The organism is Arthrobacter sp. MDT2-16, assembly GCF_054510925.1.
In genome coordinates this window covers 1-22,508 of sequence record NZ_JBTNDP010000010.1, presented here as the reverse complement: position 1 = coordinate 22,508, position 22,508 = coordinate 1, and the positions used below count along the sequence as shown (strand labels likewise).

General features: G+C 72.7%; 16 protein-coding genes. 14 read left to right on the top strand and 2 right to left on the bottom strand.

Features of this window, described 5'->3' with window-relative positions; all coding sequences use genetic code 11:
* Positions 1–34: 34 nt before the first annotated feature.
* The 8 genes from hemE (at position 35) to hemL (ending at position 8,762) form a co-directional block, all read left to right on the top strand.
* Complete coding sequence (hemE, locus tag ACX80N_RS15550) at positions 35–1,096, top strand: uroporphyrinogen decarboxylase (protein WP_105032741.1); 1,062 nt, start codon at positions 35–37, stop codon at positions 1,094–1,096.
* A 2-nt stretch (positions 1,097–1,098) separates the two neighbouring features.
* On the top strand, positions 1,099–2,619 hold the full coding sequence (gene hemG / locus ACX80N_RS15545; RefSeq protein WP_459340113.1) for a protoporphyrinogen oxidase: 1,521 nt from the start codon (positions 1,099–1,101) through the stop codon (positions 2,617–2,619).
* A gap of 72 nt (positions 2,620–2,691) precedes the next feature.
* Entirely contained in the window at positions 2,692–3,411 is a 720-nt protein-coding gene (gene hemQ, locus ACX80N_RS15540) for a hydrogen peroxide-dependent heme synthase (protein WP_459340112.1), read from the top strand.
* 47 nt (positions 3,412–3,458) lie between these two features.
* Positions 3,459–4,613 carry a ferrochelatase gene (locus ACX80N_RS15535; protein ID WP_459340157.1) on the top strand — a complete coding sequence of 385 codons (1,155 nt, stop codon included), beginning with the start codon at positions 3,459–3,461 and terminating at the stop codon, positions 4,611–4,613.
* Positions 4,610–5,560, top strand: a complete 951-nt coding sequence (gene hemC, locus ACX80N_RS15530) for a hydroxymethylbilane synthase (protein ID WP_459340111.1) — start codon at positions 4,610–4,612, stop codon at positions 5,558–5,560. Before ACX80N_RS15535 ends, hemC begins: the two co-directional genes overlap by 4 nt.
* A 7-nt stretch (positions 5,561–5,567) precedes the next feature.
* Complete coding sequence (locus ACX80N_RS15525; protein ID WP_459340110.1) at positions 5,568–6,434, top strand: uroporphyrinogen-III synthase; 867 nt, start codon at positions 5,568–5,570, stop codon at positions 6,432–6,434.
* Complete coding sequence (gene hemB, locus ACX80N_RS15520) at positions 6,431–7,414, top strand: porphobilinogen synthase (protein WP_459340109.1); 984 nt, start codon at positions 6,431–6,433, stop codon at positions 7,412–7,414. Before ACX80N_RS15525 ends, hemB begins: the two co-directional genes overlap by 4 nt.
* A 10-nt stretch (positions 7,415–7,424) precedes the next feature.
* The gene (gene hemL, locus ACX80N_RS15515) at positions 7,425–8,762 is read left to right on the top strand and encodes a glutamate-1-semialdehyde 2,1-aminomutase (protein ID WP_105032736.1); all 1,338 of its coding nucleotides are present in this window, start codon (positions 7,425–7,427) and stop codon (positions 8,760–8,762) included.
* A 115-nt stretch (positions 8,763–8,877) separates the two neighbouring features.
* Here hemL and ACX80N_RS15510 read toward each other — a convergent pair whose 3' ends face one another.
* Entirely contained in the window at positions 8,878–9,684 is an 807-nt protein-coding gene (locus tag ACX80N_RS15510) for an exonuclease domain-containing protein (protein ID WP_459340108.1), read from the bottom strand.
* Positions 9,685–9,844: 160 nt separating this feature from the next.
* On the opposite strand from ACX80N_RS15510, the gene ACX80N_RS15505 reads away from it, so the two are divergent.
* The 3 genes from ACX80N_RS15505 to ACX80N_RS15495 are packed head-to-tail and all read left to right on the top strand — an operon-like array spanning position 9,845 to position 17,081.
* Positions 9,845–10,321 carry an MGMT family protein gene (locus tag ACX80N_RS15505; protein WP_459340107.1) on the top strand — a complete coding sequence of 159 codons (477 nt, stop codon included), beginning with the start codon at positions 9,845–9,847 and terminating at the stop codon, positions 10,319–10,321.
* A gap of 29 nt (positions 10,322–10,350) precedes the next feature.
* Positions 10,351–13,677 (top strand): ATP-dependent helicase, encoded by a 3,327-nt coding sequence (locus ACX80N_RS15500; RefSeq protein WP_459340106.1) that lies wholly within the window; start codon positions 10,351–10,353, stop codon positions 13,675–13,677.
* Positions 13,677–17,081 carry an ATP-dependent helicase gene (locus ACX80N_RS15495; RefSeq protein ID WP_459340105.1) on the top strand — a complete coding sequence of 1,135 codons (3,405 nt, stop codon included), beginning with the start codon at positions 13,677–13,679 and terminating at the stop codon, positions 17,079–17,081. The genes ACX80N_RS15500 and ACX80N_RS15495 overlap by 1 nt, the downstream gene beginning before the upstream one ends.
* 69 nt (positions 17,082–17,150) lie before the next feature.
* Here ACX80N_RS15495 and ACX80N_RS15490 read toward each other — a convergent pair whose 3' ends face one another.
* The gene (locus ACX80N_RS15490) at positions 17,151–18,584 is read right to left on the bottom strand and encodes a phosphotransferase (RefSeq protein ID WP_459340104.1); all 1,434 of its coding nucleotides are present in this window, start codon (positions 18,582–18,584) and stop codon (positions 17,151–17,153) included.
* A 162-nt stretch (positions 18,585–18,746) separates the two neighbouring features.
* On the opposite strand from ACX80N_RS15490, the gene nudC reads away from it, so the two are divergent.
* From nudC to ACX80N_RS15475, 3 genes are read left to right on the top strand one after another with little or no spacing between them, the layout of a single operon-like run.
* Positions 18,747–19,703: an NAD(+) diphosphatase gene (gene nudC, locus ACX80N_RS15485; RefSeq protein ID WP_459340103.1), complete on the top strand. Its 957-nt coding sequence runs from the start codon at positions 18,747–18,749 to the stop codon at positions 19,701–19,703.
* On the top strand, positions 19,703–21,805 hold the full coding sequence (locus ACX80N_RS15480; protein ID WP_459340102.1) for an ATP-dependent DNA helicase UvrD2: 2,103 nt from the start codon (positions 19,703–19,705) through the stop codon (positions 21,803–21,805). Before nudC ends, ACX80N_RS15480 begins: the two co-directional genes overlap by 1 nt.
* A complete protein-coding gene (locus ACX80N_RS15475) occupies positions 21,792–22,367 on the top strand; it encodes a M48 metallopeptidase family protein (RefSeq protein ID WP_459340101.1) in 576 nt (191 codons plus the stop codon). The genes ACX80N_RS15480 and ACX80N_RS15475 overlap by 14 nt, the downstream gene beginning before the upstream one ends.
* The last annotated feature ends 141 nt before the right edge of the window (positions 22,368–22,508 follow it).

The following is a 22,508-nucleotide window of genomic DNA, read 5'->3' as shown; positions in this document are numbered from 1 at the left end:
ACCATCCGCCGCGATCTTCGGCAGAATCGGCTGTATGGACCTTGGCGCATCGCACCCGCTGGTCGACGGACGCACGTCCGGTTCGGCCCTCATCTCGGCCTATCGGGGGCGGACGCCGCACCGGCGCCCCGTGTGGTTCATGCGCCAGGCCGGACGGTCGCTGCCGGAGTACCGGGCGCTGCGCGAGGGCACGGACATGCTGGCCTCGTGCCTGGACCCGGAGATGGCCTCCGAGATCACCCTGCAGCCCGTGCGACGGCACGACGTCGATGCCGGCATCTTCTTCTCCGACATCGTGATCCCGCTCAAGCTCGCGGGCGTGGACGTGGACATCGTCCCCGGCGTCGGCCCGGTCCTCGGCAAGCCGGTGCGGTCGGCCGCCGACGTCGCCGCCCTGCCCACCCTCACCGGGGAGGCGCTCGAGCCCATCCGTCGGGCGGTCGCGCTCACGGTCGCCCAGCTTGGCTCCACGCCGCTGATCGGGTTCGCCGGCGCACCGTTCACGCTGGCCGCGTACATGGTCGAGGGCAGGCCGTCCCGCGACCACCTCGGGCCGCGCACCATGATGCACGCCGATCCCGACACCTGGCGCGCCCTGACGCAGTGGGCTGCCGACGCCTCGGGCATGTTCCTGCGCGCGCAGCTCGAGGCCGGCGCCAGCGCCGCCCAGCTCTTCGACTCGTGGGCCGGGTCCCTCGGCCTCGGGGACTACCGGACCCACGTCGCCCCGGCCTCGCGCCGCGCACTGGACCACGTGCGCGGCCTCGGCGCGCCCCTGATCCACTTCGGGACCGGGACGTCCGAACTGCTCGTCGCCATGCACGAGGTGGGCGTGGACGTCATCGGCGTCGACTACCGGCTGCCCCTCGACGAGGCGAGCCGGCGCCTCGGTGGGACCGTGCCGGTGCAGGGCAATATCGACCCGGCCCTGCTGCCCGCCCCGTGGCCGGTCCTGGAACGGCACGTCCGCGAGGTGCTGGCCGCAGGCGCCTCGGCGCCGGGCCATGTGGTGAACCTCGGACACGGCGTCCCGCCGGACACGGACCCGGACGTCCTGACGCGCGTCGTCGAGCTCGTCCACTCCGTGGAGCCGTAACCATGACGAAGGGCACGGCCGGCCCCGAGGGCGACGCCGCGACTTCGCCGCCCGGCGGCCCGCCGGAGCGTGCGCCGCGCCGCATCGTCGTCATCGGCGGAGGCATGGCAGGGCTCGTCGCCGCGCGGACGCTGCTGCGGCGGGGGCTCCGCGTCACCGTGCTCGAGCGCTCCGGCCGGTTCGGCGGCACGGTGGACGGGCGTCTGCTGGGAGGCTTCCAGCTCGACAGCGGCGCCGAGTCCTTCTCCACGCGTTCCGCGACCGTCCCCGCACTCGCCGCCGAGCTCGGGCTCGACGGCCGGATCGTCACCCCCGACGCCACCGGCGCCTGGGTGCAGCTTCCGGGCAGGGACCTCCGGGCCTCCGCGCAGCCCCTGCCGAGCTCCGGAGTCCTCGGCATCCCGGCGGATCCGTCCGACCCGGCGATCACCGCGGTCATCGGCCGCAGCGGCTCCCTCCGAGCCGCCCTGGACAGGGTCCTGCCCGTCGGGCCCCTCGCCACGCGCAAGAAGGTGAGCCTCGGGGAACTCGTCCGGACGCGCATGGGGGAGGAGGTGCTCACCCGACTCGTCGCGCCGGTCGCGGGCGGCGTGTTCTCCGCCGACCCCGCCGACCTCGACGTCGACTCCGTGGCGCCGGGGCTCCGGGCGACCATGGCCCGCCTCGGCTCCCTCGGTGCCGCGGCAGGGGCGCTGCGCCAGGCCGCGCCGGCCGGCGCCGCGGTCGGCGGACTCGTCGGCGGGATGGCGCAGCTCCGCGACGCCCTCGTGGCAGAGCTCACGGCCGACGGCGCCGATCTCAGGACGGGGGAGCAGGTCACGGGTCTCGTCCGGTCCGGCACGGGCTGGACGGTGACCACCGAGCACTCGACGCTGACGCGGCGCATCTCCGCCGACGGCGTCCTCGTGGCCACCGAGGGCCGCGCCGCCGTCGACCTCCTCGCACCGGCCATTCCCGCCCTGGCGGCCGAACGGCCGGATCCGGTCCCCGGCGTCGCCCTCGTGACGCTGATCGTCGACGTGCCGGAACTGGATGCCGCCCCGCGCGGCACCGGCGTGCTCGTGGCCCGCGGCGTCGAGGGCGTGGCGGCGAAGGCGCTCACGCACTCCACCGCGAAGTGGGCGTGGCTGCGGGACCAGGCCGGTCCCGGCTCGCACGTCCTGCGGCTGTCCTACGGGCGCGTGGGGGACACACCCGCCGACGTGGGGCTCGCGACGCCCGACGGCGCCCTCTACCGCCATGCGCTCGCCGATGCCTCGGCGCTGCTCGGCGTACCGATCCTCGAGGCGGACGTGCTCGACTGGGACGTGGTGCGCTGGGCCGGCGCGCTGCCCCACGCCTCGGTCGGGCACCGGGAGCGGGTGGCCCGGATCCGCGGACTCGTCGCGGACCAGTCCGCGTCCCTCGCCGTCACGGGTGGATGGCTCGCGGGAACCGGCCTCGTGGCCGTCATCGACGACGCCCGGGCCCGCGCGGGGGTGCTCGCCGACGCCCTCGCCGAGGGTCCTGCCGTCGCGCTGTGACGTTCATCTCTTCTACCCCTCGTAGAAGTGAAGGGATTCGGTTCGCCTCCCGGCGAGGGGCAGACTAGTACCATGACTGAGCACACCGGTACGGACCCCGCCCACGCTCCCCAGCAGACCGGAGAGGGCGCCGATGCCCCCGGTGAGCTGTTCTACACACTCTGGACGGTCTTCGCGCGCACTGCCGCGACCACCGGATCCGACGCCCGACAGCTCGAGGAGGTCACCTCGTCCTTCGCGGAGGACGGCGTGGTGCTCCGCGGTTTCTACGACGTCTCCGGCATGCGGGCCGACGCCGACGTGATGGTCTGGCTGCACGGGCCCCGCCCCGAGGACCTGCAGGCCGCCGTACGCCGACTGCGCCGCACCGAGACGTTCGCCGGGACCGGCGTGGTGTGGTCCGCGATGGGCGTCCACCGCGACGCGGAGTTCTCCAAGTCGCACAGCCCGGCCTTCTCGCGGGGGGTGGCCCCCGCGGAGTGGGTGTGCGTCTACCCGTTCGTCCGGTCCTACGAGTGGTACATCCTGCCGCAGGACGAGCGTCGCGAGATGCTGATGGACCACGGCATGAAGGGACGCAAGTACCCGCAGGTCATCTCCAACACGGTGTCATCCTTCGCCCTGAACGACTACGAATGGATCCTGGCACTCGAGGCTCCCGAGCTCGTGGACCTCGTGGACCTCATGCGGTACCTCCGGGAGACCGAGGCGCGCCGCCATGTCCGCGAGGAAGTGCCGTTCTACACCGGCCGGCGGATCAACCCCGACGAGATTGCAGAGGTGCTCCAGTGACGACACAGGCTTTCGACCCCCTCGAGGGTGTCGACGAGAACGGCCGCATGGCCCCGAAGGCGTACGACGCCGTGGTGCTAGCCTCCTTCGGCGGCCCGGAGGGGCAGGACGACGTCATCCCCTTCCTGCGGAACGTCACCCGCGGCCGCGGCATCCCCGACGAGCGCCTCGAGGAGGTCTCGCACCACTACCGCGCGTTCGGCGGGGTGAGTCCTATCAACAGCCAGAACCGCGCCCTGCGTGCGGCCATGGAGGCCGAACTGCGCGGGCGCGGCATCGACCTGCCCGTGTACTGGGGCAACCGCAACTGGGAGCCGTTCATCGCCGACACCCTGCAGGAGGCCTACGATGCCGGCCACCGCAAGGTCCTCGCCGTGACCACGAGCGCCTACTCCTGCTACTCGAGCTGCCGCCAGTACCGCGAGGACCTCGGCATGGCCCTCGTGAAGACCGGACTCGAGGGCAGGCTCGAGGTGGACAAGGTGCGGCAGTACTTCGACCACCCCGGCTTCGTCGAGCCGTTCGTCGAGGGCGTCGGCGAGGGACTCGCGAAGGTCCGCGCGGGGCTCGCCGGGCAGGGCACGCCGAACGCACCCGTCCACATCATGTTCTCCACCCACTCCATCCCCATGGGCGACGCCGAGGCGGCGGGACCCCGGGACGGCGAGGGCGGCCCAGCCCACGAGGAGGGTGCCTACGTGGCGCAGCACCTCGCGACCGCGCAGGCCGTGCTGGACCGCATCCCGGAGGCCGCCGGCGTCGAGTGGTCGCTGGTCTACCAGTCGCGCTCCGGCGCGCCCCACATCCCGTGGCTCGAGCCGGACATCAGCGACGCGCTGCGCGACCGCTACGAGGACGGGACCCGCGGCGTCGTCATCGTCCCGCTGGGCTTCGTCTCCGACCACATGGAGGTGGCCTGGGACCTCGACACCGAGGCCATGGAGACCTGCGCCGAGCTCGGCATCGTCGCCGACCGCGTCCCCACCCCGGGCACCCACCGGAAGTTCGTAGAGGGCCTGGTGGACCTGATCCTCGAGCGCACCGTCGAGAACAACATCGCCGACCGCCCGGCGGCGACGGCCCTGGGGCCCTGGTACGACGTGTGCCGTCCCAACTGCTGCGCCAACCGCCGCGGCGAGAAGCCGACCGTCGCGGCCGTCGATTCCACCGTGGGGACGCCGCTGCCCAACCCGGGGATGTGACAGTGCCCGGTATCCGGGTCGGCACGCGGGGCAGCGCCCTCGCGCTGACCCAGACCACCACCGTCGCCGAGTGCGTGGCGGACCTCGCAGGGCTGCCGTACGAGCTCGTGCGGGTCCGCACGGAGGGGGACATCCTCAAGGGGTCGCTCTCCCAGATCGGCGGCACCGGGGTGTTCGTCGCAGCACTGCGGGACGCCCTCCTCGAGGAGCGGTGTGACGTCGCGGTGCATTCGCTCAAGGACCTCCCCACACTGCCCGCGCCGGGGCTCACGGTCGCCTCGGTCCCCGAGCGTGAGGACGTCCGGGACGCCCTGTGCGCGCGGGACGGCCTGACGCTCGCCACGCTTCCCGACGGTGCCCGCGTGGGCACGGGGTCGCCCCGCCGCGCCGCCCAGCTGAGGGCCGCACGGCCGGGCCTGGAGGTCGTCGACATCCGCGGGAACGTGGACACGCGGCTCGGGCGGGTGGCGGGGCTCGTCCCCGGGGCTCCGGGAGACCTCGACGCCGTCGTCCTCGCCGCCGCGGGACTGCGCCGGCTGGGGCGCGACGACGCCATCACGGAACTGGTGGACACCGACGTCATGCTGCCGGCGCCCGGCCAGGGTGCGCTCGCGGTCGAGTGCCGCGAGAGCGAGGCCACACCGGGCATGCGCGAGGCACTGGCGGCCTACGACCACCTGCCCACACGCCTCGCGGTGACGGCCGAACGTGCCGTCCTGCTGCAGCTCGAGGCGGGGTGCGCCGCGCCGATCGGTGCCCTCGCTCGGCTGCAGGGAGACGAACTGGCCCTCGAAGCCGTGGTCTGCAGCCTGGACGGCCGCGCGATCCTGCGGCGTACGCGCTCGGCACCCGCCACGGATGCCGTCGGTGCGGCGCAGCTCGGGCTCGAGCTCGCCGAGGAGCTGCTCGCCGCCGGTGCCGCGGACATCGCGCCGCTGAAGGGCTGAGCCCTCCGTGGTGCAGGCCCGGGCCGACGCGCCGGTGGTCGTCCTTCGGCATCCCGCACGGTCCGTCCGGATCGCCGAGGCCCTGCGCTCCAGAGGCAGGGCTGCGTTCGCGCTGCCTCTCACCGACACGGAACTGCCCGAGGACCCTGGGGCCGTCACGGCGGAACTCGCGGCGCTGGGGCGCGGCCACTACGCGTGGCTCGTGGTGACGAGCGGCAACGGTGTGCAGGCCCTGGAGCTGCTGGCCCGGGCGCGGGGGACGACCCTGGCGGATGTCGTCCGCACCGGCGCTGCCAGGGTGGCCGCCGTGGGGTCGGCGACGGCCGGACTCCTGGCCGATGCCGGCTTGCTCGTCGACCTCGTCCCGGGGCAGGCGTCCTCCTCGGGCCTGCTCGATGCCTTCGGGCCCGGTCCCGGGTCGGTCCTCCTGCCTCAGGGCGACCTCGCCCCCGACGACCTGCGGGCCGGCCTGACCGCCCTCGGCTGGTCGGTGCGCCGCGTCACCGCATACCGCACCGTGCCCTATCCGGCGGACCCCGCCCGGCATCTGCCGGGCGTCGCGGAGGAGGGGGCGCCGCCGCCCCTGCTGTCCGCAGGCGACGTCCTCGGGTTCGCCGCGCGGCCTGTCCACCCCGCCGTCGTCTTCACGGCTCCGAGCGCCGTGCTGCAGTTCCATGAAAGGCTGGGGGGCGGGCCGCTCGCCTTTCTGCCGGTGGCCATCGGGCGCACCACGGCCGCGGCCCTCCGGTCGCACGGCTGGGAGCCTGCCGCGACGGCCGCGGAGCCGACCCCGCAGGGGATCGCGGCGGCCGTCGAGGAAGCCTTCACACGCGGCGTGCCCGTCGCCGCATCACGGAACGGAGATCAGCCATGAGTTTCCCCCAGCACCGGCCCCGGAGGCTGCGCTCGACCCCTGCCCTGCGGCGCATGGTCGCGGAGTACCGCGTCCATCCGTCCGAGCTGATCCTGCCGGCCTTCATCCGGGAAGGGCTCACCGAGCCCTCGCCCATCCTGTCCATGCCGGGCGTCGTGCAGCACTCCACGGACTCCCTGAAGCGCGCGGCGGCCGAAGCCGTGGAGCGGGGCGTGGGCGGCATCATGCTCTTCGGCATCCCCGAGCACCGCGACGCCACCGGCAGCGCGGGCATCGACCCCGACGGCGTCCTCAACCGGGCGATCGCCGACGTCCGCGCCGAGGTGGGCGACGCCCTCGTCGTGATGAGCGACGTCTGCCTCGACGAATTCACGGACCACGGCCACTGCGGCGTGCTCGCCGAGGACGGCTCCGTGGACAACGACACGACCCTGACCCTCTACGCGCGGATGGCCGTCGAGCAGGCCAACGCCGGCGCACACGTCCTCGGCCCGTCCGGCATGATGGACGGCCAGGTGGCCGTCATCCGCCAGGCGCTCGACGAGGCCGGACACCAGGACACCGTGGTGCTCGCCTACGCCGCGAAGTACGCCTCCGCGTTCTACGGGCCCTTCCGGGAGGCCGTCGACTCCCAGCTCGTCGGCGACCGGCGGACCTACCAGATGGACGCCGCGAACAGGCGCGAGGCGATCCTCGAGGTGGAACTCGACATCGAGGAGGGCGCCGACATGGTCATGGTCAAGCCGGCCATGAGCTACCTCGACATCCTCGCCGACGTCGCCGCCATGTCCCCGGTCCCCGTCGCCGCGTACCAGATCTCGGGTGAATACGCCATGATCGAGGCGGCGGCCGCGAACGGCTGGATCGACCGTCGTCGCGCCATCGAGGAGTCCGTCCTCGGTATCAAGCGCGCAGGTGCGCAGATGATCCTAACCTACTGGGCCTCGGAGCTGGCGCTCTGGCTCGACGAGAAGAACTAAGGAACCCGCCATGACCACATCCCCGACCACGTCGGACACCCTGTACGAACGCGCCCGCGCCCTCATGCCCGGCGGCGTCAATTCGCCCGTGCGGGCCTTCGGTTCGGTGGGCGGTACACCGCGCTTCCTCGTCGACGCCCACGGCGCCTACGTGACCGACGCGGACGGGCAGGAGTACGTGGACCTCGTCTGCTCGTGGGGTCCGGCGCTGCTCGGGCACTCGCACCCGGACGTCATCGCCGCCGTCCATCGCGCTGTCGACCACGGGCTCACGTTCGGCGCCTCGACGCCGGCCGAGGCCGACCTCGCGCAGCTCGTGAAGGAGCGCGTCCCCGCCGTCGAACTCCTGCGCATGGTCTCCACCGGCACCGAGGCCACCATGACCGCGGTGCGCCTGGCGCGCGGGTTCACCTCGCGCAACCTCATCGTGAAGTTCGCCGGCTGCTACCACGGCCACGTCGACAGCCTCCTCGCGTCCGCAGGATCGGGCGTCGCCACGCTGGCGCTGCCGGGTTCGGCCGGCGTCACCGAGGCGACCACGGCCGAGACGCTGGTGCTGCCGTACAACGACGTCGAGGCAGTCGAGGAGGCCTTCCGGACGCACGGCGACTCCATCGCCGCCGTCATCACGGAAGCCGCCCCCGCGAACATGGGCGTCGTGACGCCGGCGCCCGGCTTCAACGCGTTCCTGAGCCGCATCACCTCCGAGCACGGCGCGCTGTTCATCGTCGACGAGGTCATGACGGGTTTCCGCACGCATGCCGGCGGGTACTGGAAGCTCACCGGCGGAGCGGACGACGCCGAGCACCCCTGGACGCCCGACCTCCTGACGTTCGGCAAGGTCATCGGCGGGGGCATCCCGGCGGCGGCACTCGGCGGACGTGCCGACGTGATGAACTACCTCGCTCCGATCGGGCCCGTCTACCAGGCGGGCACGCTGTCGGGCAATCCGATCGCCATGGCGGCGGGCGTCGCGACCCTGACGGCCGCCACCGACGACGTCTACCGCCATGTCGACGCGCGCTCGCTCGAGGTGAGCGACGCCCTCACCGCGGAACTCTCGAAGGCCGGCGTCGACCACTCGATCCAGCGGGCCGGGAACCTGTTCAGCGTGGCGTTCGGCACCGCCGAGCACGGCGTGTGGAACTACGCCGACGCCCAGGCGCAGGAGGCATTCCGCTACGGACCGTTCTTCCACTCCATGCTGGACTCGGGCGTCTACCTCCCGCCGTCGGTGTACGAGGCATGGTTCCTCTCCGCCGCGCACGACGACGCCGCCATGGAACGCGTGCACGCCGCACTTCCCGCCGCGGCGCGGGCGGCGGCGGCAGCGGTTCCCGTCGACTGACGGCAGCGGCCGCGGCTGCAGCGCCGTTCCTCGGCGTGCCGGCCCACGACGGGCCGGTTCCCGCGCGGCCTGCAGGCCCACTCCCCGCTGGGCCTGCAGGCCGGGGGGCATCGCATCAGCCCGCGATCGGCGCCGTCCGCAGGGAAGGCGCCGATCGTCCGACGGGCGGCACGGTGTCGACCGGTCCCGCCCGCAGCGCCGTCGGCGGCTCCACCGGAGCCGGGCCCGGATCCTCCGGCGGCGCGATGACGGGCCATGCCCGCTCGATCACGGCGTCCGGCTCCGTCCGCCGGAGGTACTCCTCGAAACCGGCCGCCTGCCGCTCCGCCCAGACGATGAGTGCGGCATGGAGGTCGGTCGCCGGTCGCCGGAGGAACGCGTACCGGTCGGCGAGGATCCTGCCGATCTCGAGGGTCGCGAGGACATCGGCGGCAGACGTGTGCGCGTTCTCGAAGCGGACGCCGTAGTGCTCGCACAGCGCCGTCAACGTCCGCTTGCCGCGCCGGTACCGGTCCGCCTGCTTGTCCATGACGTAGGGATCGATCACGGGCGATGGGCGGGGGACGGGCACCTCATGGCGGCGCCCCTCCTGCTCCAGCACCGTGAAGTCGTACCGGGCGTTGTAGGCCAGCACGGGGGTGCCCTCGCCGAAGAGTCGTGCGAGGACCGCCGCGATGCTGCGGACCACCTCCACGGCGGCCAGTCCGTGAGCGCGGGCGTGCTCCGTCGAGACGCCGTGGATCGCGGCGGCTCCCTCCGGGATCTCGACACCCGGGTCGGCCAGCCACTCGTGGTGCTCGAGCACCTCGCCGCTGCCGTCGACGAGGACGATCGTCGCGGTCACGATCCGTGCCGACAGCGGGTCGCGCCCCGTCGTCTCGAGGTCGAAGGCCGCCCGCGGACCCTCATGCCAGCTCGTCATGCGACCACCGTACTGGCGGGCTCCGACGCTTTGGCGGAGCCCTCCGGCGAGCGCCGCCCCAGGCGGTGTCGCCACCCGGGGACGGCGGACCATGGGGCCGCTCCGCCCTGACGGCACGCTGCGACGGGTGGCGGGACGAGGGCAGGGCTACTGTTGGCGCATGCATCCCCGACCCGCGGACAGTGTCGAGCCGGAGCCGCAGGACGCCGCCGGGCCGGGTGGGGCACCGTCCCCGCGCGTCGACCCCGACGCATACGTCGAGGCCGTGCTCGCCGTCGCCGGGATGATCCCCGCGCGCCGCGTGCTGACGTACGGGGACATCGCCGAACTCCTCGGCTGCGGCGGTCCCCGGCAGGTCGGCAGGGCCCTGTCCCGCAGCACCCGGGACGTCCCGTGGTGGCGCGTCCTGCGCGCCGGGGGCCACCCGCCGCGCGGCTTCGCCCTGCCGGCGCGACGCCACTACGACGACGAGGGCACTGCCCTGTCCCTCCCGTCGGGACCGGCGGGCCCCGAGGAGTACCGCGTCGATCTCGGCGTCGCCCGCTGGTGGCCCTCGGAGGCGGACCAGGCGCGGATGGCAGGGCTCGGTGCGGCACTGCAGGCCGGGCGAGAGCGCCAGCCGTTGCGCTGCCGCTGATTGTCCGTGGCATGTGATGGTCTTGAGGCATGACGAGTACTCTCCCCGACGCGCCGCCGGCGGCCGGCGGTGCCCCGCACCCCGCTGCCACGGCTCGGCACCGGGGGTACGAGGCCGTCCTCGCGTCGCTGGAGGACGTCTCGGGGCAGGTCCTGGTCCTCGGTGCTCCCGGGAGCGGGAAGTCGTCGCTGCTCACGGATCTGGCCGTGCGACGCATCGAGGCGGGGTCCATCGGGCCGGAGGGGCTGCTGCTCCTCGCGCCCACGCGCGCAGCGGCCACCCGGCTCCGCGACGAACTCACGGCGAAGCTCGACCGCAGCATCAGCACGGCGCCCGCACGCACCTGGGCGTCCTACGCCTTCGACCTCATCCGGCGGGCGAAGGCCGAGGGCCGGATGCCCCTGATCCCGCGCACGCCGCGGCTCCTGTCAGGCGCGGAGCAGGACCTCATCATCAAGGAGCTGCTCTCCGGGCACGGACGGGACGGCGCCGCATCGCCCGGGTGGCCCTCGAGCCTCGCCCTGGCGCTGCCGACGCGCGGGTTCCGGCAGGAGATCCGCGACCTGTTCGACCGTGTGAGCGAGTACGGGGTACCGGCGGACGACCTCGCGGAGTGGGGCCACCGCTTCGACCGGCCGGACTGGGTGGCCGCGGCGGCGCTCTACCGGGAGTACCGCGACGTCCTCGACCTCCGGATGCCCGAAGCCTTCGACCCCGCGGGCATCCTGACCGCCGCCCGGGAGATCCTCGAGACGGACCCTGACTTCCTCGACCGGGAGCGGCAACGGCTCCGCCTGATCCTCGTCGACGACTACCAGGAGGCCAATCCCGCGATCCATGCGCTCCTGGGCCTCATCGGGACGGGCAACGACGTCGTCGTCACCTCCTGTCCCGATACCGTCGCGCAGGGCTTCCGCGGTGCCCGCCCCGAACTCACCGGACGCCTGTCCACCCTCTTCCGCCGCGGCGGGGGCCTGACCACCGTGACCCTGCCCGCGTCCCTGACCATGGGGGACCGGCTCGCGGAGGCGTGGGGCAACGTGGCCGCCCGGATCGCCACGACCGGCGTCAGCACGGCCTACCGGACACCCCAGGGCGAGACCGCCTCCGAGCAGGAAGCCGAGCCGGGCGGGCACCGGATGGGGGAGCAGCACGGGACCCGGGAAGACGGTCCGACGGCTGATCGTCCGGTGGTGTCCGCCCACGTCCTGGACAGCGCGTTCCACGAACAGCGGTTCGTCACCCAGCGGATCCTCGAAGCCCACCTGTTCGACGAGCGCAGTCTCGACGACATCGCGGTGATCGTCCGGAACGGGGCGCAGGTATCCGCCGTACAGCGCTTCCTGACCGCGCAGGGCATCGCCGTGAACGTGCCCGCCGCGGAGACCGCGATTCGGGAGGAGCCCGCCGTCCGGCCTCTGCTCGATCTCTACGCCGTGGTGGTGGGGAGGACGGAATTGGACGCGGAACTGTGCATCTCCCTGCTGACCTCGCGGATCGGCGGGGCAGGCAGTCTCGACCTCCGCCGGCTCCGCCAGATCCTGCGGCGCACGGAACTCCAGCAGGGCGGCGGCCGCACGAGCGATGAGCTCCTCGCCGCCCTGTTCACCTCACCCGTGGACATCGCCGCGCTGCCGTCCGAGGGTGCCCCCGTCCGGCGGCTGCACCGCATGCTGGAGGCCGCCAGGGCCGCGACAGCGGACCCGGCACGGGACCCCGAGACCGTCCTGTGGGCCCTCTGGTCGGCGTCCGGTCTCGCGCAGCAGTGGTCCGCCGCAGCGCTGTCCGAGGGACCATCCTCGGCCCGTGCGGACCGGGACCTGGACGCGATGATGGCGCTGTTCCACACGGCCGAGCGCTTCGTCGAGCAGATGCCGGGAGCCGACCCCGAGCTCTTCCTCGACTACATCCTCAGCCAGGACATCCCCATGGACACGCTGACGCAGCGCACAGCCCGGCAGGCGTCCGTCTCGGTGCTCACACCCGCGAGCGCAGCCGGGCGGCACTGGCCGTTGGTGATCGTCGCGGGCGTGCAGGACGGCGTCTGGCCGAATCTCCGGCTCCGCGGAGAACTCCTCGGGTCCGGGGAGCTGCGTGCACTGCTCGATCACGGGGAGTCCTTCCGCAGCACCCGGGACCCGGTGTCGCTGCTGCAGGACATCCGCTTCGACGAGCTGCGGACCTTCTCCCTCGCGGTGTCCCGGGCAACCCGGGAGCTCGTATGCTGCGCGGTCTCGTCGCAGGACGAACAGGCGTCCCAGTTCCTCGACGTGCTCGACCCCCTGCCGGCCGGTGCGGCGGAGCGCGCGCGCACCGAGGTGCTGCGGCCCGTCACCCTCCGCGCCCTGGTCGCCGAGCTGCGCAAGTTCGCGCAGGACCCGCAGGCCGCCCCCGCCCTGTCGCGCGAGGCCGTCCGGCACCTGGGGCACATGGCCGTGCTCGAGCCGCCCGTGCCCGGTGCACACCCGGCACAGTGGTGGGGTGTCTTCGGCCTGAGCAGCGAGGAACCGGTGGTGCCGCCGGATCAGCCCGTGCCGGTCTCGCCCTCGAAGGTGGAGTCGGTGCTCACCTCGCCCCTGAGCTGGTTCGTCTCGGCCGCCGGGGGAGAGAGGACCACCGACTTCGCCCGCTCCCTCGGGACCCTCGTCCACCAGATCGCGCAGGACCTCCCGGAGGCCACCGGCAACGAGTACGTCCGCGAACTGGAGCGGCGCTGGCCGCAGCTCGGGATCAAGGACACCTGGGAGGGACGGGCCGACTTCCGGCGCGCCGAGACGATGGTGCGCAAACTCGCCGCGTACGTGCTCTCGATGCGGAAGGAGGGCCGGATGCTGCAGGCGACCGAGGTCGATTTCTCGGTGGACCTCGAGGTGCGGATCGACGGCGCGGAGCGGATCGCGCGGCTCCGCGGGCAGATCGACCGGCTCGAGCTCGACGCGGAGGGCCGGTTCGTGGTCGTCGACCTGAAGACGGGCAGGAACGCTCCCGCCGGAGCCGACATCGCGCGGCATCCGCAACTCGCCGCCTACCAGACGGCCGTTGCCGCAGGGGCGCTGGCGGGCGATGACAGCGGTGCGCCCGACGACGGGGCCGCCGCGGGAGACCCGGGCACACCGGGCGGTGCGTCGCTGGTCCAGCTGGGCAAGAGCGACAAGAACGTCTCGGTGCAGGCGCAGCCTGCCGTGGGCCCCGAGGACACCTGGGCGAGGACCATGATCCAGGACGCCGCCGCGCTCATGGCTGCCGAGACGTTCGAGACGATCCACGACCCACGGCGGTCCGGGTTCGGCGGTAGCGGCTGCCGGTTGCCCGAGATCTGCCCGTTGTGCGAAGAAGGCAAGCAGGTGACGCAGTGATGGCTCCCGAGCCGACGACGATCCGGTACTCCGCCCGGCGACTCGCGGAGCTGCTCCACTCCGACCCCGATGCCCCCGTGCCGTACCCCACCGAGGATCAGGCGCGCGTCATCGAGGCCCCTCTGGAGCCGCTCCTCGTCATCGCCGGGGCGGGATCCGGAAAGACCAGGACCATGGCCGACAGGGTCGTCTGGCTCGTCGCCAACGACCTCGTGCGCCCCGAGCAGATCCTCGGCGTCACCTTCACGCGGAAGGCCGCCGGTGAGCTCGCCTCGCGCGTCCGGCAGCGCCTGGCCCAGCTCTACACGGCCCTCGACGGGGAGCCGTCGGCCCCGGCGGGAGCCGACGCGCTCGACCGGCTCGACCCGACCATCTCCACCTACCACTCCTTCGCGAACGGGATCGTGCAGGACTACGGGCTGCGCATCGGCGTCGAACGCGACTCGGTGATGCTCGGCACCGCCCAGTCCTGGCAGCTCGCCGCCTCCGTGGTGGAGACCTACGACGGGGAGTGGGAACACCTCACGGGTGCGAAGAGCACGCTCGTGAAGGCCGTGCTGGACATGGCGGGGGAGTGCGCGGAGCACCTGGTCAGCCCCGCGACCGTGCGGGACGAACTGCGCCGCCACATCGAGTACGTGTCCTCGCGGCCCTATGTCGCGGGCTCCCCGAAGACGTCCACCCAGGACGCGGCGAAACTGCTCAACAGGCTGCGCGTCCGCGTCACCGTCACCGAGCTGACCGAGCGGTACGCCGCTGCGAAGCTCGCGCGCCGCCAGCTCGACTTCGGGGATCTGGTGTCCCTCGCTGCACGGATCGCCCGGGACATCCCGGAAGCGGGCACGATGGAACGCGAGAAGTACAGGGTCGTGCTGCTGGACGAGTTCCAGGACACCTCGCACGCGCAGATGGTCCTGTTCTCGCGGCTGTTCGCCGACGGGCGCTCCGTCACGGCGGTCGGCGATCCGCACCAGTCGATCTACGGCTTCCGGGGCGCTTCCGCCGGGCAGCTCGCGACCTTCCGGACGGCCTTCCCGAAGGTGCACGACGGCGGACTCACGCCGTCGGAGGTCGCCCACCTGTCGGTCGCCTGGCGGAACTCGACGTCGATCCTCGAGGCCGCGAACACGGTGTCCGCGCCGCTGAACGTTCCGGCGCCCTGGCTCCGCACCACGTCGGTGCAGCAGGTCCCCGGTCTCGTCGCCAGGCCGCAGGCACCGCTCGGCGAGGTGCTGCTGGGGCGATTCCTCACGGACGCCCCCGTGAGCGTCGCAGATCGCGGACCGGAGGATGTGCAGCACACCGTGCCGGCCCTGAGCGAGGCGGAGGCCGTCGCCCGGGAGGTTCTCCGGCAGCGCGGGCGCAGCTTCGAGACCGACGACGACGGCAGCCCGCTGCGGCCCACGATGGCCGTGCTGTGCCGCGGGCGCAAGCAGTTCGATCCCATTCGGCGGGAACTCGAGCGCGCCGGCGTCCCGGTCCAGATCGTGGGCCTCGGCGGGTTGCTGCGCACCCCCGAGATCGTCGATCTGCTCGCCACCCTGCGGGTCCTGGGTGATCCCGACCGCTCGGATGCGATGCTCCGGCTCCTGGCCGGCGCGCGCTGGCGGCTGGGCCCGGCCGATCTCATGGCGCTCGGCGACTGGTCCCGGCAGCTCGCCCGGACGCGCGAGGCCCTGTTCCGTCGCGGTGGGGCGGCAGGGGAGGAGCTCGACCACGAGCAGGGTGAAGCCGCCGTCGTGGCGCCCGACCTCGCCGAGGCGGGCAGCCTGGTCGAGGCCGTCGACTACCTCCCGCCCACGGACTGGGTGTCGTCCTCGGGCAGGTCGCTCAGCGAGACGGCCCGGCGCCGGCTCGATGCGCTGCGGCGTGAGTTGCGGGCGCTGCGGAGTTTCGTCGGGGACGACCTCGGCACCATGATCGGTGAGGTCGAGCGTGCGATCCTGCTGGACATCGAGGTGGCGGCGAAGCCGGGTGTGAGCATCCACGAGGCACGCCGCAACCTCGACGCCTTCACGGAGGCCGTCGCGGGATTCGTGTCCACCGCCGAGAGGGTCGACCTCCCGGCGTTCCTCGCCTGGCTCGAGGCGGCGGACCAGGAGGAGGACGGACTGCCCGTGACGCAGCTCGAAGCGAGCCGGGACGCCGTGCAGCTCCTGACGGTCCACGCCTCCAAGGGGCTCGAGTGGGACGTCGTCTTCGTGCCGGGCCTCAACGACGGGTCCTTCCCCAGCGGCAAGGATTCACGGTGGAGCAGCGGCGACGCCGCGATCCCCTGGCCGTTGCGCGGGGACGCGAGGGAACTCCCGCAGTGGGACTGGGAGCAGCAGGACCAGAAGGAATGGCTGACCAGCGAGAAGGAGTTCACGGGCGAGGCCCGGGCCCATGCTGAGCGGGAGGAACGCCGGCTCGCGTACGTCGCCTTCACCCGGGCGAAGCACGCGCTCGTGTGCACCTCGTCGGCGTGGGGCGGGGGCCGGTCGCGGCCGTCGGCGCCGTCGTCCTACCTCGCGGACCTCGCGCACCTCGCCGAGTCCGGTTCCGCCGGGTTTACGATGCCGCACTGGGTCGCGGAGGAGGACGAGGGCGACGCCAATCCCGCGAACGCGAGCCCCGAGCGTGCGGCGTGGCCGTTCGACCCCCTGGGTGCCCGGCGCACGTCCATGGAACGCGCTGCGCGTGCGGTCCTTGAGCAGGCCGCGGCACCCGCCCCCGAGGTGGAGGTCGACGGCGGCCGCTGGGGACGGGAGGTCCGGCTGGCCCTGGCCCGGCAGGCGCGCGAGCGGGAGCGGATGCCCCTCGCGCTGCCCTCGCACATCTCGGCCTCGACCCTCGTGGAGCTCCGTGAGGACCCGGGCGCGGTGATGCAGCAGCTGCGGCGTCCGCTGCCCCGGCGCCCGGGCTCGGCTGCGCGGAAGGGGACGGCGTTCCACGCCTGGATCGAGGAGTTCTACGGCTCCGGCGGCATGCTCGACCTCGGCGAGTACCCTGGCGGAGCGGACGCCTACGTGGACGAGACCCTCGGCCTGCAGGACATGGCCGCGATCTTCGAGCAGTCCGAGTGGGCGCTCCGCGAACCGGCAGCGATCGAGGCGCCGATCGAGACGAGGATCGGTGGCATCGTGGTCCGCGGGCGCATCGATGCGGTGTTCCGGGACGCTGACGGCGGCTGGGACCTCATCGACTGGAAGACAGGTCGCCCTCCTGCTCCCGACCGGCGCGCAGCCAAGGCCGTGCAGCTCGCGGTCTACCGCCTCGCCTGGTCCCGCCTGAAGGACGTCCCGCTCGCGAAGGTGCGGGCTGCCTTCTTCTACGTCGCGGACAACCTCGTGGTCCGCCCGCACGACCTCGCCGACGCGGCGGAGCTCGAGGGGATCATCCGGGCTGCGGCCACGGCGGCGTGAGCACGATGCCGGCCGCCTTCCCGTGCGGGGCCGGTGAGGTCGACGCCCGGCACGAGCGGCGCGGCGGCCTCAGTTGCGGGAGGAGACGATCGGCAGGGCCGAGGTCGCGACGTCGTCCGGCGACCCTGCGCCCGACACGTCGTTGCGCAGCAGGGCCGTGGCGGAGGTCGCGCCGGTCCGCTGACGACCGGCCGTCAGGCGGGCGTAGGCGAGGGACGAGCCCGAAGCGGTCCCGTCGGAGTCTCCATGGGGAGCCGACCGGTCCTCGTCGCGGCTGGAGGGCTGCGCCGAGGGGCTGCCCGGCAGCCGGTGGAACCGCTGGCCGGCAGGACCATCCGGATCGTAGGCATGGCTACCCGCCCTCCAGGAATGGCCGTCCGCGCCTGCGGCCCGGTCGCCCGTCCCGGCCCGTTCCTGCGCCGGAGAGTCCTGCAGAGCGCCCTCGTCCACGGAAGGATGCTGCGGCCGACCGTAGACCAAGCGAGCACCGGTAGCAGGAGAACCCTCCGCCTCGTCGGGGGCGTCGGTCCCGAGTTCGTCACCCCACTCGAGGCGTTCCTCGTGGGCCCGCTGCGCACGCTCGGCGGCCTCGTGCTGCTCACGTTCGATGGACTCGACGTCGGCCTCGAGCGTGGCGAGCATGCCCTCCGCCTCGTGGATCATCGCGGCGTCCTCGAGGGCCACCCCGCGCACCAGCCACTGCGCCAGGGCGAATTCGGCAGCGAGGGCGGCACGACGCGGGAGGTGCGGGTCGACGGCGCTCGTCCTCGCACCCGCGTACGCCTCATGCACGGCGTCGACGAAGGCCGTGTCCTCGGCGGCTGCGAGCCAGGCGAAGTCCTCGGCGGGATCGCTGATGCTCAGGTCGGTCCAACCGGTCACGGCGGACACCCGGCCCGCGGAGACCAGGAGATGGTCCTCGTGCAGGTCTCCGTGGATCACTGTGGGGCTGAACCGCCACAGCGTCACGTCCTCGAGGGCGTGCTCCCAACGGCGCAGCAGGATGGCCGGGATCCTGCCGGTCGTGGCCGCCTGGTCGAGTTCGTTCAGCTTCCGCTGCCGGTACTCGTCCGCCTCGTAGCCCGGGAGGTCGGCGCGCTGCACCATGTCCTTGGGCAGTTCGTGGATCGCGGCGATGACGCGTCCCAGTTCCCGTGCCATGGTTCGTCCGCCGCCGGTCAGCGCGTCGAGCGACCGGGTGGTCCCGGCGAGGTGGGAGTACACGAACGTGCTGAGTTCACCCTGGCGTACGCTCCCTGCCATGTGCGGGATGAGGAAGGGGAGTTCCGCCTTGACCGCGGGAGTGAAGGCGCGCAGCGCCTGCAGCTCCGTCTCGAGCCGCATGCTGGCCTCGGCATGCTTCGGTGAACGGACCCGCCACTGTTTCCCCGCGTCGTCGACCAGCAGGGCGGAGTCGAAATCGGCGGCGTCGTCGGGAGCGCCTGCGACGCCCGTCGGAGCCAGGCCAGGTACTGCGGCGCTTGCGATGGCGGCAAGTTCCATGGGTGTCCGTTTCACAAGATCAACCGTAGGGCGTGCGCGCACCGGCCGCGCAATCCCGGTGCGGCGAGTCGCCAGATGCACTACTCGTCCTGGGTGTGCACTAGTCCTCCACCTACTCTGCGCTGAATGGGTTTTGGGGGAGCGAGAACGTACCGTAGAACCATGACCGATCCCCTCCGGACCCTTGTGCTGCCTCCCCTCGGATCGCTGCCGCTCTCGCGCGCGGGGTCGGACCGGGACGGTGACGCGAGGACCACCGGTAACTTCCTGGAGGACCTCTGGGCCTCGGACGGGACGAGGGTCCTCGCGCTGGCCGGGGGGAGGGCCCCGGTCCAGGGGAACGCGCTCCTGCTCGTCGCGCCGTCCGACATCCAGCGGCCCGAACTGCTCGTCTACCTGGGGCGGATCGACGAGGGATCCGCCGATGCGGGGCAGAGGGTGGTCCTCGCCGTCCTCGAGGAGGAGGACCACGACCTGGCTCCCCGGGAGCAGTGGATGGGCCTGCGCGACATCGCCGTGTCGCTGGACGCCCGCGACGCCGGGCTCTTCGTCGAGGGTGCGTCCGTCGCCAACTGGCACGCCACCCACACGCACTGTCCCCGCTGCGGCTCGGCCACCGACGTGCGGGACGCCGGCTGGGTCCGTCAGTGCCCCAGGGACGGCTCGCAGCACTACCCGCGTACCGACGCCGCGATCATCGTCTCGGTGATCGACGACGACGACCGCCTGCTGCTCGGGTCCGCCGCCACCTGGCCGGAGAACCGTTTCTCGACCCTCGCGGGCTTCGTCGAACCGGGCGAGTCGCTGGAGGCAGCCGTCATCCGGGAGGTCGCCGAGGAATCCGGCATCGAGACCGAATCCCCGGAGTACCTCGGATCGCAGCCCTGGCCCTTCCCGGCCTCCCTGATGCTCGGCTTCACGGCCCGCGCCGTCACCACCGACGCCGTGCCGGACCGCGTGGAGATGCGCACCGTCCGCTGGTTCACGCGCGAGGAGCTCTTCGCCGAGGTGCGTGACGGGACCATCACCGTGGCCGGAGGTGTCTCGATCGCACGCGCACTCATCGAGCGCTGGTACGGCGGACCCCTGGACGAGGAGCCATCGGAGGCACGTCCCTGATGTCCGGACTTCTGCTCGAGGACAGCATCCTCGAGGGGCTCGACGACGAACAGCGGACGGTGGCGAGTACCCTCACCGGTCCGCTCTGCGTGCTCGCGGGAGCGGGCACGGGCAAGACCCGCGCGATCACCCACAGGATCGCGTACGGCGTCCACACCGGCGTCTACAAGCCCCAGCAGGTGCTCGCGGTGACCTTCACGGCCCGCGCGGCGGCGGAGATGCGCACCCGGCTCCGGGACCTCGGGGCCGGCGGTGTGCAGGCCCGGACCTTCCACGCCGCCGCCCTCAGGCAGCTGCAGTACTTCTGGCCCCAGGCGGTGGGCGGACCCCTGCCCGCACTGGTCGACCACAAGGCCCAGCTGATCGCGGAGGCCGCACGGCGGCTGCGCCTGTCCACGGACCGCGCCGCCATCCGCGACGTCGCGGCGGAGATCGAATGGGCCAAGGTCTCCATGCTGACCCCCGACGGATACGCGGCCGCAGCAGCGGGTCGGGCGGAACCGGCAGGCATGGACCTCGTCAGCGTGTCGCGCATCTTCTCGGCCTACGAAGACCTCAAGATCGACCGCAACCTGATCGACTTCGAGGATGTGCTCCTGACGACGGTCGCCATCCTCGAGGAGGACGAGAAGGTGGCGGCGACCGTGCGGGCCCAGTACCGGCACTTCGTCGTCGACGAGTACCAGGACGTCTCCCCGCTCCAGCAGCGCCTCCTCGATCTCTGGCTGGGCGAGCGCCGGGAGCTGTGCGTCGTCGGTGACGCCAGCCAGACCATCTACTCCTTCACCGGTGCCACGTCGCGGCACCTGCTCGAGTTCACGAAGCGCTACGAGGGCGCGCAGGTGGTGAAGCTGGTGCGTGACTACCGGTCCACGCCGCAGGTGGTCCGTGCCGCGAACACGCTCCTGGCGGCGAGGAGCAGCGAGGCCGACCGGCGGGCCGTCGGCACCACCTGGTCCGCACCCCTCGAACTGATCGCGCAGCGGCCGGCCGGTCCCGAACCGGTCTTCACCGAGTGCAGCGACGACGAGGCCGAGGCCGCGGAATGCGCTCGGCGCATCGGTGTGCTGCTCGGGCAGGGCGTCAAGGCGAGCGAGATCGCCATCCTGTACCGCACCAACGGGCAGTCGGAGGCATACGAGCAGGCCCTGGCGAGTGCCGGCATCGGGTACCAGCTGCGCGGCGGTGAGAGGTTCTTCCAGCGGCGGGAGGTCCGTGACGCCCTGCTCCAGCTCCGTGCCGCGGCGCGCACGCAGGGCGACGCCGATGTGCCCCAGCAGGTGCGCGACGTCCTCGCCTCGCTCGGCTACACCGCCGTGCCCCCCCAGACCTCCGGTGCCGTCCGCGAGAAGTGGGAGTCGCTCGCGGCGCTCGTGGGCCTCGCGGACGAGCTGAACAGGGTCCGCGAAGCCTTCACCCTGCAGATGCTGGTGGCCGAGCTCGAGGAGCGCGCCGCGTCCCAGCATGCTCCGACGGTGCAGGGCGTGACGCTCGCGTCCCTGCACTCCGCCAAGGGGCTCGAGTGGGACGCCGTCTTCCTCGTCGGCCTGAGCGAGGGACTGATGCCCATCTCGTTCGCCGACACGCAGGAGGGCATCGATGAGGAACGCAGGCTGCTGTACGTCGGCATCACCCGCGCCCGGATCCACCTGTCGATGTCCTGGTCCACCTCGCGCTCCCCGGGCGGACGGGCCAGCCGCAAACCGTCGCGCTTCCTCGACGCGCTCCGGCCCGCGGAGGCCGGGCAGGCGTCCTTCCGCCAGCCGCGGGCCAAGGCCGGCCGCAAGTCCTCCGCCCCCGCCGTGTGCCGCGTGTGCAAGCGTCCGCTCCTCACGGGATCGGAGCGGAAGATCGGGCGCTGCAACGACTGCCCCGCGAGCTACCAGGAGGAGACGTTCGACGCGCTCCGCGCCTGGCGGCTGGCCGAGGCGCGGGACAAGGACGTGCCGGCGTTCGTGGTCTTCACGGACGCCACGCTCGTCGCGATCGCTGAGGCCAGGCCGCAGACGCTCGAGGAACTGGGCGGCCTCGCCGGCGTCGGGTCCGCCAAGCTCGAGCGGTACGGAGACGCGGTCCTCGGGATCATCAGTGACAACTCCTGATGCTCCCGCCGGGGTGGGCGCACCGCGTTTGCCGGTGGAGGTGCGTCGCTCGGCGCGGCGGAAGAGGACCGTCAGCGCCGACATCCGGGACGGCGTCATCCGGGTCTCCATCCCGGGCCATTTCTCCGCCGGCCAGGAGCGCCACTGGGTGGAGCGGATGGTGGAGCGCATGACGGCCAGGTATCTGGAGACGCCGGCGATCACCGACGACGAACCCGTCCCGGAGCTGCTGCAGCGCGCCGAGGGGCTCGCACGCCGCTACCTCGGCGGCAGGGGAGTGCCGGCGACGATCGGCTGGGTGACCAACCAGAGGTCCCGGTGGGCCTCGGCGACGCCGGCGTACCGCTCCATCCGCCTGTCGCACAGGCTGCAGGGGATGCCCGACTGGGTGGTGGACTACGTCATCCTGCACGAGATGGCGCACCTCGTCGAGCCGTCCCACAACGCCGTGTTCTGGGGCCTGCTCACCTCGTATCCGCGGACGGAGTCGGCTAAGGCCTTCCTGGAGGGTGCGGCCTTCGCGGCCCACCGGAACCTGACGGGCAGCCTGGACGAGCTCTAGGAGTACCGCCCGGGTGACCCCCGCGGGGCGGAACCGCCGCACCCGGGAGCGGCAGCACGCGGGTTCGGGGGGGGGCGGGAAAGGAAAAAAACCAAAACGAAAAAGGAACCCCAAACTCCGCCCGGAACAAGAGGACACGCC